At 63.1% G+C, this 8,401-nt stretch carries 7 protein-coding genes and 1 pseudogene; all 8 read left to right on the top strand.

What is annotated here, in order from left to right; genetic code table 11:
* Window positions 1–152: 152 nt before the first annotated feature.
* Window positions 153–1,682, top strand: a complete 1,530-nt coding sequence (gene lysS / locus VIM98_RS15225; protein WP_331993957.1) for a lysine--tRNA ligase — start codon at window positions 153–155, stop codon at window positions 1,680–1,682.
* Between the two features lie 8 nt (window positions 1,683–1,690).
* A complete protein-coding gene (locus tag VIM98_RS15220) occupies window positions 1,691–1,909 on the top strand; it encodes a hypothetical protein (RefSeq protein WP_331993956.1) in 219 nt (72 codons plus the stop codon).
* Between the two features lie 299 nt (window positions 1,910–2,208).
* On the top strand, window positions 2,209–2,931 hold the full coding sequence (locus VIM98_RS15215; protein WP_331993955.1) for a DUF1223 domain-containing protein: 723 nt from the start codon (window positions 2,209–2,211) through the stop codon (window positions 2,929–2,931).
* A 14-nt stretch (window positions 2,932–2,945) separates the two neighbouring features.
* Window positions 2,946–3,911, top strand: coding sequence for a hypothetical protein (locus VIM98_RS15210; protein ID WP_331993954.1), 966 nt, complete (start codon window positions 2,946–2,948; stop codon window positions 3,909–3,911).
* Between the two features lie 66 nt (window positions 3,912–3,977).
* On the top strand, window positions 3,978–4,283 hold the full coding sequence (locus VIM98_RS15205; RefSeq protein WP_331993953.1) for a YciI family protein: 306 nt from the start codon (window positions 3,978–3,980) through the stop codon (window positions 4,281–4,283).
* Window positions 4,280–4,537: a BolA family protein gene (locus VIM98_RS15200; protein WP_331993952.1), complete on the top strand. Its 258-nt coding sequence runs from the start codon at window positions 4,280–4,282 to the stop codon at window positions 4,535–4,537. Before VIM98_RS15205 ends, VIM98_RS15200 begins: the two co-directional genes overlap by 4 nt.
* A gap of 144 nt (window positions 4,538–4,681) precedes the next feature.
* Window positions 4,682–8,191, top strand: coding sequence for a chromosome segregation protein SMC (smc, locus tag VIM98_RS15195; protein WP_331993951.1), 3,510 nt, complete (start codon window positions 4,682–4,684; stop codon window positions 8,189–8,191).
* Between the two features lie 11 nt (window positions 8,192–8,202).
* Window positions 8,203–8,401, top strand: a pseudogene (locus tag VIM98_RS15190) (cell division protein ZipA); the annotation flags it as partial.

The following is an 8,401-nucleotide window of genomic DNA, read 5'->3' as shown; positions in this document are numbered from 1 at the left end:
AATCAATCCGAAACGCTCATCCCGGGGCAACTCCTCTGTAAGAGCATAAACCCTTTCTGTCAGCTTCATGGCCTCCTGCCAAGCTACCAGGTCGCGGTAGGTGCGAATCGAAGCGCCCTCGCTACTCATCCCTCGTCCCTAAGACCCATGATATGACCGAGCAAACCATCCAAGACGTACCCGCCAACATAGACGAAAACAAGCTGATCGCCGAGCGCCGCGAGAAACTGAAAGCGCTCCGCGAGCAGGGCGTGGCGTTCCCGAACGATCACAAGGTCGATGCCTTTGCCGGTGACCTGCAAGCCGAGTTTGCGGATAAGGACACCCATACGGCCGAATCTATCGAGGCTATCGCGCGGCGTGTGAAAGTCGCCGGCCGCATTATCCTCAAGCGCGATCAAGGCAAGGTCGCCTTCGTGCAGATGCAGGATTTCACCGGCCGCATCCAGCTATTCATCCACCAAGGTACGGTCGGCGAAGAAACCTACAAGGCCTTCAAGGGCTGGGACGTGGGCGATATCGTCGGCGCCGAGGGTGTGCTGATGCGCACCAAGACCGGTGAGCTTTCGGTCAAGGTCGGCAGCCTGCGCCTGCTGACCAAGAGCCTGCGTCCGCTGCCGGACAAGTTCCACGGCCTGGCCGACGTCGAGCAACGCTATCGCCAGCGCTATGTCGACCTGATCGTCACCGAGGGCGCGCGCCGTACCTTCGCACTGCGCTCGCGCATCATCGGCTATATGCGTCAGTGGCTCGAGGCCGCGCCGCGCCGCTTCATGGAAGTGGAAACGCCGATGATGCACGTGATCCCGGGAGGCGCGACCGCGCGTCCGTTCGTCACGCATCACAATGCGCTGGATATGGATCTTTTCCTGCGCGTGGCACCGGAGTTGTACCTGAAGCGTCTGGTCGTCGGCGGCTTCGACCGCGTCTACGAAATCAACCGCAATTTCCGCAACGAGGGTGTGTCTACGCGGCACAATCCCGAGTTCACCATGCTGGAGCTGTATCAGGCATACGCCACGTATCACGAAATCATGGACCTTACCGAAGCCGTGATCCGCGATACCGCCAAGCATGTGCTGGGCGGCACGGCATTGACCTGGGACGGTGCATCCATCGATGTCGGCCCGGCGTTTCGCCGTTGGAAGATGGAAGATGCCGTGCTTGAGCACAATCCGGAAATCAAGCGCGAGGAGCTGCGCGATCGCGAGGCGATGGCGGCGCATGCCAAACGCCTGGGCGTACAGGTCAAGCCAGCCTATGGCTGGGGCAAGCTCCTGCTGGAAATCTTCGAGAAAACAGTAGAGCACACGTTGATCCAGCCGACCTTCATCATCGATCACCCGGTGGAGGTCTCGCCGCTGGCGCGCGAGAACGACACCGACAAGGGCATCACGGACCGCTTCGAACTGTTCGTCAACGGCAAGGAGCTGGCTAACGGCTTCTCCGAGTTGAACGATCCGGAGGATCAGGCCGCGCGTTTCCAGGCGCAGGTCGATGCAAAGGATTCGGGCGACGATGAGGCCATGCATTTCGATGCGGACTACATCCGTGCGTTGGAGGTCGGTCTGCCGCCGACAGGTGGCCTGGGCATCGGTATCGACCGTCTGGTGATGCTGCTGACCGATTCCTCGTCGATTCGCGACGTGCTGTTGTTCCCTTATATGCGTCCGGAAGCCTGAGCTCGGGCATGCTCAATGCGCGCCTGCTGTTCAGTGGCTTGCTTGCACTTGCGGCTGTGGCTTGCTCGCCTGCGCCCGATGCTTCGGCACCGGAATCGGGCGAGCAGCCTGCTGCCGCTCCTGCATCGTCGGCACCTGCTCCGGCACATGCATCTTCCGCTTCCGGGCCCTCAGCAGAGGACCGGATCGAAAACGCTGCCGTGGCCACGGCGGTCGAAGCCATGTAGCGCGCAATCGGCTGACGGCACTGGCCGCAGATGCCTGGGTATCGCCGGCGACCACGCCGCCGACGGTGTGAACACCGATGTGCACGAAAAGTACGACATGCACTGCGGCGGGGACCCGGTCTTTCGCCGCTGCTGTTTTGGTTTCATGCCACGTGCGATAGCAGGCTGATCACCGACACACATCATGCCAATGTGGACCTGATGCAACCGCTGGACCGATTCCACCGTATCGCACTGTAACCATGCCGCCGCAGCGGCGAATACCTGCCTGACACCGTTCTTGAAAGAGGCTGGTCGCAATGAAGGCATTCAAGCTGCTTGGGATGTGGTTCGCTGGCCTGATGGCGCTGACTGCTCTTGACGAGGTGTACGCGCAGGAGTCCCTGGACGGAGATAGCAAGCGCCCCGTCGTGGTCGAGCTGTTCCAGAGCCAGGGCTGTTCGTCTTGCCCACCCGCCGACGCCAACCTCAATGCATTGGCCGCGCGGGCGGACATACTCGCACTGTCCTACGCCGTGACGTATTGGGATGACCTGGGATGGAAGGATACGTTCGCACAACAGGCCTTCACCGATCGCCAGTGGGTTTACGCGCGCCGCCGTGGTCGCACCGACGTATGGACGCCGCAGGTTTTCATTAACGGCCGTAGAGATGTAGTCGGTACCGATCGAACCCAGCTCGACGATGCCGTGGCCGAAGCGGCTACGACGATGAAGCGTGGGCCAGCCTTGAGCTGGCGAGAAGGTCGCTTGCACGTCGGCGCCGGTGAGGCCGGTACCTACGATGTATGGCTGGTTCGCTACGATCCACGCACGCTCGAAGTTCCTATCGGCGCGGGAGAGAATGGCGGACGCGTGCTGCCACATCGCAATATTGTGCGGCAATTGGTGCGGCTGGGATCGTGGAGCGGCGGCGAACAGGATTTCACGCTGCCGATGCCGACGATTGCAGGGCTTGCCACGGCCGCGTTCATCCAGGCTGGGCCCGGCGGTGCGATCATCGACGCGACTATTCAGCGTTAGGCGGAAATTGCACGATGGATCGACGTCGCGTCCTGTTCGCCCTGGCCGGCGGTTTGGTTGCTGCGGCATGGTTGCCGCGTGCGTGGCCGCAACGCAGCTATGCACGTGCCGAAGATCTTTATGCCGCCTTGCGCGAGCAGCCGCGACAAAGTCTGTCTATCGGAGGCGGCACACTCGATATCGTGTTTGCCGATGGCGCATCCGGCCTGGATCGGGAGCGCACGCTCGCCTGGATACGACGTAGCGCCACGGCGGTGACGACTTATTTTGGTCGCTTCCCGGTGCGTCGCGTGGGATTGTTGGTGATCGCCGAAGTTGGCAGCCGCATCGGTCCAGGGACGACCTATGGCTTTGACGGTTCGGCCATCCGACTCCATGTCGGTCGCGGCGCCGATGAGCAGGCTTTTGCCAGCGATTGGATGCTGGTGCACGAAATGACTCATCTGGCATTGCCGGTATTGGGCGAGCAGTGGGCCTGGCTGATGGAAGGCAATGCCACCTATATCGAGCCGATTGCACGTGCGCAGGCCGGTCAGCTGGCGCCGGAGGAGGTCTGGCGCTGGTCGGTCGAAGATATGTCCAAGGGACAGCCGGCGGCAGGCGATCGCGGGCTCGACCATACCCATACCTGGGGTCGTACCTATTGGGGTGGAGCGGCGTTCTGGCTGCTCGCCGAAGTAGGAATCTATCGCCAATCGCAAGGCAAGCACACCCTGCAAGAAGCCTTGCGGGCAATCAATCGCGCCAGTGGCGGCAACGGTGCGGACTGGTCGGCGGGACAGGTCATGGAAGCAGGCGACAAAGCGATCGGCATGCATGTGCTATCGGACCTGTACGCCGAGATGAAGGACAAGCCGGTGCAGGTGGATCTGGATGGCCTGTTCCGCGCATTGGGCGTGGACATGCGCGATGGCCGTATCGTCTTCGACGATCATGCGCCGCTGGCACCGTTGCGGCGCGAAATGACGCGCCGGCGCTGAGCGCGCCGGTCCGAGCATGTGGCGACTCGCGCTAGAATAGGCGTTTGGATTCTTTTGGAGCGCGCTATGTGGTTTGCGATCATTGCCCAGGACGTCCCCGATTCGCTGGAGAAGCGCAAGGGCGCGCGCCCGGCGCACATCGAGCGCCTGCAAAAGCTGCTGGATGAAGGCCGCTTGTTCGTTGCCGGCGCGTTTCCGGCGATCGAATCGGAAGATCCAGGCCCGGCGGGCTTCACCGGCAGCATGATCCTGGCCCAGTTTCCCTCGCAGGCCGACGCCGAGGCTTGGGCCAAGGACGACCCCTACGTAGCCGCCGGCGTCTATGCCGATGTGCGTATCAAGCCGTTCCGCAAGGCCTTGCCTGCGGCATGAATACGGTCGAGGACATCCGTCAGCGGCTCTCTGCGGCGCTGGACCCGATCGAGCTGGAGGTGCTTGACGAGGGCTACAAGCACGTCGGGCATGCCAACGAGGGCAAAGGGCACTTCCACGTGCGCATCGTCAGCGCGGCCTTCGCTGGCCAGCTACCGCTCAAGCGCCACCGCATGGTTTATGCCGCCTTGGGCGGCCTGATGGACCAGGGTATCCACGCCCTGTCCATCGACGCTCAGCCTCCGAAGGCCTGAGTCAAAGTAATTCAATGGGTTGAAGTGCAAACTTCAGGTTTGCTCTCCTGTCGAAATGCATTGCGGGCCAGGCCCGCCTTTGGCACAGTGCCTTGTCGCCCAGCTGTCATGGGCTCACCCGATAGCCGTACCTAAAGAACCCGCATGCGCCTTACCACGATCAAGCTCGCTGGTTTCAAGTCCTTCGTCGACCCGACCACCCTGCACCTGCCGACCAATATGACCGGCGTGGTGGGGCCCAATGGCTGCGGCAAGTCCAACATCATCGACGCGATCCGCTGGGTCATGGGCGAGAGCGCGGCCAGCCGCCTGCGCGGCGATTCGCTCACGGACGTCATCTTTTCCGGTTCCAACGCGCGCAAGCCGGTGGGTCAGGCGACGGTCGAGCTGATCTTCGACAACTCCGACGCCACGATTCAGGGCGAATACGGCCAATACGCGGAAATCTCGGTCAAGCGCCAAGTCACGCGTGACGGCCAGTCGGGCTATTTCCTCAACGGCGCGCGTTGTCGGCGTCGCGACATTACCGATCTGTTCCTCGGCACGGGCTTGGGTCCGCGCAGCTATTCGATCATCGAGCAGGGCATGATCAGCCAGATCGTCGAGGCCGCACCCGACGAGTTGCGCACCCACCTGGAGGAGGCTGCTGGCATCTCCAAGTACAAGGAGCGCCGCAAGGAGACCGAGAGCCGCATCAAGTCTACACGCGAGAACCTCGACCGCGTGCGCGACGTGCGCGACGAGGTCGACAAGCAGCTTGAGCATTTGAATCGCCAGGCGCGCGCAGCCGAGCGCTGGAAGGCCTACAAAGAAGAGCAGATCCGCAAGGAAGCCGAGCTACGGGCGCTTGAATACCGTAGCCTGAAGGGCCAGCACGATGGCGAGGACGCCGGCCTGTCCGCTGCCGAAACCGAAATCGAAAAGCGTCTTGCCGAGCAACGGCACATCGAGGCGCAGCTCGAAAGCGTGCGCGAGCGCCATACCGAGGCCAGCGAGCACCTGAACCAGGTACAGGGCGAGGTCTACAAGGTCGGCGCAGAGATAGCCCGTGTCGAACAGCAAGTGCGCTACAACCGCGAGACCGCCGAACGCCTGCAGCGCGCCCAGACGGATGCCGAGCGCGAACAAGCCGAGCTGGCCAGTCATATCGCCACCGATCGCGAGCAGGTCGAAACCTTGCGCGTGGCCCTGGCTGAAGGTGAGCCGCGCCTGGAGGCCCTGCAGCAGATGCAGGAGGATACCGGCGACGCTCAGCGCGATACCGAAAGCAAACTGGCCGATTGGCAGCAGCGTTGGGACAGTTATACGCGCACCGCCGGCGAGGCCAGCCGCGCCGCTGAAGTGGAGCGCACCAAGCTGGCCTATCTGGACCGCCAGGCGGTCGACCTCGCCAAGCGCAAGGAAACGCTGGACAACGAGCAGAAAGCTACCGATGTCGCCGCGCTCGATGCGGCGGCCGAACAATTGCATGCCGAGCACGATACACAGCGCGAGCGTGTCGAGACGCTGGGCGGCATGCTCGACCAGCACAAGCTCTCGCACGAGAAAGTGCTCGACGAAGAGCGCCAGGTGCAGTCGGCGTTGAACGAAGCGCGCCAGCAGTTGCAAACCGCACGCGGCCGCCAGGCTTCGCTGGAAGCCTTGCAGCACGCGGCTTTGGGTCAGGAAGAAAGCGCCGCCAGTGGTTGGCTTGCACGCCTGGGCCTGGACAAGTCGCGTCGCCTCGGCGAGTCGTTGCAAGTGGAAGCAGGCTGGGAAACGGCGGTGGAAACCGCATTGGCCGGCTTTCTCGATAGCGTGCTGGTCGATAGCTCGCATACGCTGGCTACCGAATTTGCCGGTCTTGAAAATGCGGACATAGCCTTGGTCGATGCCGAGGAGGGCGGCGCGAACGCCCCCGGCACGCTGGCGGCGCATGTGCGCGGCCCCGCTGCTGCCATTTCGCTGCTTAGCCATGTACTGACCGCCGAGACACTTGTCGAAGCGCATCAGCGCGTCAGCGGCTTGTCGGCGCTGGCGCCATATCAATCGGTGATGACCCGCCAGGGCGAATGGCTCGGTCCGGGTTGGGCCCGCGTGCGCCGCGCACAGGGCAACCAAGTCGGTGTGCTGGCACGTGAGCGCGAGATGCGCACGTTGGCCGAGCAGATCGCCACACTGGAAGCGCGTATCGAAGAGCTGACCGAGCAGCTCGACGAGCTGCGTACCGCCAAGTTCGAGGCCGAGCGTGCACGTGACGATGCCCAGCGCGAGCTGTACAACGCACACCGCCGGCAGTCCGAACTGGCCGGCCAATTGCAAAGTCATCGCGGCAAGGTGGAGACCGCGCGCGCGCGGTCGGAGAAAGTCGCTGGCGAATTGTCCGAGCTGATTGCGCAGATCGACGAATTGCAGAGCAGTACGCGCGAAGCACGCGCACGCCTGGACGAATCGGTCGGCCATATGGGCGACCTGGAAGACCAGCGGCGCGAACTCGAGAACGAACGCCGTGCCTTGCTCGAAGCGCGCGAGGAAGCGCGCATGAATGCACGCGAGGCGGCCGACCAGGCTCATGCGCTGGCCCTCAGCCTGGAATCGAAACGTTCCACGCTCGGTTCCCTCGAGCAGGCCCTGGCACGCATGGATTCGCAGCATCGGCAGATCGAATTGCGCCGTAACGAGATTGCCGAGCAACTGGCGGCCGGCACCGATCCGATCGCCGAGCTGGAGGCCGAACGCCAGACCTACCTGGACCAGCGCCTGCTGGTCGACAAGCAACTGGTGGATGCCCGTCGTGCGCTGGACGACTGCGACGGCGAGTTTCGCCGCCTCGATCAGGATCGCCAGCGCACCGAACAGTCACTCAACACCCTGCGCGAAAAGCTCTCGGAGAAGCGCCTGGCGGCGCAGGCCCTGCAGTTGCGTGCTCAGCAACTGGCCGAAGCCATCGTCGCTTCGGGCCTGGAGCTCGAGCCCCTGTTGGCCGAACTGGCCGAGGACGCCGACGCTGGACAGTGGCGCAAGGATCTCGGCGACCTGGCACAGAAGATCCAACGCCTGGAGCCGGTCAACCTGGCGGCAATCCAGGAGCATGCCGAGCAGAGCGAGCGAAAGAATTATCTGGACAATCAGCTTACCGATCTGGCCAGTGCGCTTGAAACGCTGGAGGGGGCGATCAAGAAGATCGATCGCGAAACTCGCCAGCGGTTCAAGGAGACCTTCGACCGCGTCAACGCCGGTGTACAAGAGCTGTTCCCGCGCCTGTTCGGCGGCGGTCATGCGTACCTGGAACTCACAGGCGACGATTTGCTCGATACGGGCGTGGCGATCATGGCCCGCCCGCCCGGCAAGCGCGTTTCCAATATCACGCTATTGTCCGGCGGCGAGAAGGCCCTGACTGCAGTATCGCTGGTATTCGCCATCTTCGGCTTGAACCCGGCGCCGTTCTGCCTGCTGGACGAGGTGGACGCACCGCTGGATGAAGCCAACGTCGGCCGCTTCTCCAACATGGTCAAGGAGATGAGCGAAAAGGTGCAGTTCATCTTTGTCAGCCACAACAAGGCCACTATGGAGGCGGCGGCGCAACTTTGCGGCGTCACCATGCGCGAACCGGGCGTATCGCGTCTGGTGCAGGTGGATCTGGCCGAAGCGGCTAAACTTGCCGGCGCAGCATAAGGAGTCAACTCATGGAACCTACCGTGGCATTTGCCTGGAATCCGGCCGTCGGCATTCCATTGGCGATCCTGGGCTTGGTCGTGCTGGCCCTGATCTGGCTGTTCGGCAAGCCCAAGCAGGAGCAGGGCACGCGTCGTGCTGCGGCTGGCCAGCCGCGCGGTGACCGGCGCGAGCCCAGCTTCGGCGATGCGGCGCTGGACGAAGACGAGC

The sequence above is a fragment of the Dyella sp. genome, from assembly GCF_036568765.1.
GTDB lineage: Bacteria > Pseudomonadota > Gammaproteobacteria > Xanthomonadales > Rhodanobacteraceae > GSA-30.
This window is presented reverse-complemented; position numbering and strand designations above follow the sequence as displayed.